Origin of the sequence: Peptoniphilus olsenii (assembly GCF_040545475.1) — a bacterium.
GTDB classification, from domain to species: Bacteria; Bacillota; Clostridia; order Tissierellales; family Peptoniphilaceae; genus Peptoniphilus_A; species Peptoniphilus_A olsenii.
The window spans coordinates 1-2,711 of record NZ_JBEPMA010000029.1; the positions used below are offsets into that span (position 1 = coordinate 1).

Consider the following 2,711-nt stretch of genomic DNA (forward strand, 5'->3'; position numbering starts at 1 on the left):
GATGATTATATCGGATATTTCAAATTCTATTTTGACCACTATGTAGATGGCGAAGTTGTCGAACACTATAGGATTGACCTTGGTGATGGTGAAGAAGTAAATGAGCGTGAATTTTCATATTTAGAAGAACAAGTTGCACTAAGTGAGGAAAAAGCTTCACAAGAAGAAATTAAGGAAAAGATAGAACCTAAATTTAAGATAGGTGATCAGGTTAGATATAAAGATAAGGACTTTACTATTACAGATTTTGATGAACTAAGTGGAGGACTTAAAACTGTAACCATTAGAGATAATATGGAATATATGGGAGGTATGATTAGGGGTTCGGAAGTGGTTCCATATAGAAACGATTCATACCTTGAAGAAATCTTTGAAAATCTAAGTCGAACATCAGAAAAACTAGCAGTAAAAGTTGGTAAGGAATTTATTTTAGAAGATGAGAATACCTTTGATGGGATTAACTTAATTGAAACTGGAACTAAAGTAGAAGTTAATGGGGAAGAATTTCCTTTATATAAGGGTGAAACATTTGATGAAAGTAGAAAGATTGATGACCTTTTAGATAGTGGCAATTATGAGATATACAAATTATCTGAGCATGAAAAACAAATTGAAATACAAGTAGACCAAGAAAGCTTTATAGATAACCACAATCCTGAAATTGACCAAATGATGGATAGATACAATGTCCCAAGAGAAGCAGCCGAAAACTTATTGAGGGGTAAAGAAGATTTAAAGAATCTAGGCTATGAACCTAATAAGGAAAGACTAAGTTTTGCTAGAAATTATGACTTAAAAAATCATATCTACTCAGAATACCTAACACCATCAGAAAAGTTAGATAAAAATATCAAAGCTATTAAAATGCTAAAAAGACTTGAAAATGAAAATAGGAGTCCAAGAGAGTACGAACAAGCCTATCTTGCTGATTATCTAGGTTGGGGTGGTCTTGCAGATGTCTTTGATGAAGAAAAGGGAGGTCAATGGCTTGAAGCAAGGAATATTTTAAAGGAAAATCTAACAAATGAAGAGTATTTGAATGCTAAAGAGTCTACTTTAACATCATTTTATACACCTAGAGAGGTAATGGATGGAATATATAAGACTCTAACAGATATGGGTTTTAAGACTGGGAATATCCTCGAACCATCTGCAGGGGTCGGTAATTTTATTGGTAATATGCCAAGTGAAATACAAGGCTCTAAAGTATATGGAGTAGAAAAAGATAGTCTAAGCGGAAGAATAGCAAGAGAACTTTATCCTGAAGCTAACATTCAAATTAAAGGCTTTGAAGAAACAAGCTTCTCAAATAACTTTTTCGATTTAGTAATTGGAAATGTACCCTTTGGAGATTTTAAAGTTAATGATCGTGAATATAACAGAAATAACTTTCTGATTCACGATTATTTTTTTGCAAAGTCAATAGATAAGGTTAGGAATGGAGGAATTATTGCCTTCATAACATCATCTGGAACTATGGATAAAAAAGATGAATCTGTTAGAAAATATATTAATGCAAGATGTGAGTTTTTAGGAGCTATGAGGCTACCTAATACAACATTTAAAGGTCTTGCTGATACAGAAGTAACTTCAGATATTATTTTCTTAAAAAAGAGAGATTCAGTTATAGAAAGATATGATGATTGGATTCATCTAGCAACTGATAATAAGGGTTTGACTTATAATAAATACTTTGTAGATAATCCTCAAATGGTATTAGGGTATATGAAAGAAGTATCTGGAAGATTTGGTAATACTATTACTTGTGATGAAAAAGAAGATGAAAAGTTAAAAGATTTAATGGATCTTGCAAGTAAGGAAATATCTTCAAATTCAAAATATGAAGAAGTCGAACTATTGGAAGATGAAGAATTAAGTCTTCCAGCAACAGACGATGTTAAGAATTTTTCTTACACTATCATTGATGAAGAGGTCTACCTAAGAGAAAACTCAGTCTTAATTAAGCAGAATATATCAGATAAAAACAAAGAAAAGATAAAAGATTATCTTTATGTAATGAACGCCTTAAAAGATGTAATAGAAAAACAAAAGGACGATTTTTCAGACGAGGAAATAAAAGAGTCACAAGCAAAGTTAAATGAAGTCTATGATAACTTTTCAAAAAAACATGGATTTATTAACTCCTTATCAAACACTAGAGCCTTAAAGGAAGACTCAAACTTTCCTTTGGTTTCATCAATAGAAATACTTGATGATGAGGATAATTTCAAAGCAAAGAGCGATATATTTTCAAAAAGAACAATCACAAAGGCAAAAGTAGTAGACCATGTAGATACTTCCCTTGAAGCATTAGTCTTATCAGTTTCGCAAAAGGGATATGTAGATTTTGAATATATGGAATCTATCACTAATAAAGATAGGGACACCTTAATTGGTGAGCTTGAGGGTGAGATATTTTTAGATATTAAGGATACAGACCTAATAAATAACAGAATGCCCTTTGAAAACTTTAACAATGACGATCCATTTCATTTTTCATATGTATCGGCTGATGAATATTTAAGTGGAAATATTAGAGAAAAGATTGGCTATCTAAATTCATATATCGGAGAAATTGAAAATGTAATAGATTTAGCACCTTCTGAAAAGAAAGATACATTATTAAATGAGTTAGGCAAACTAAAATATCAAAGAGAGAAATTACAAGAAGTTATGCCTGAAGAACTCACTGCTTCTGATATAAATGTAAG

General features: G+C 31.3%; 1 protein-coding gene. It reads left to right on the forward strand.

Translation table 11 applies throughout. The annotated features are described in order from the left end of the window. On the forward strand, positions 1-2,711 hold a 2,711-nt coding region (locus tag ABID14_RS10020), incomplete at both ends, for a winged helix domain-containing protein (RefSeq protein WP_435529971.1).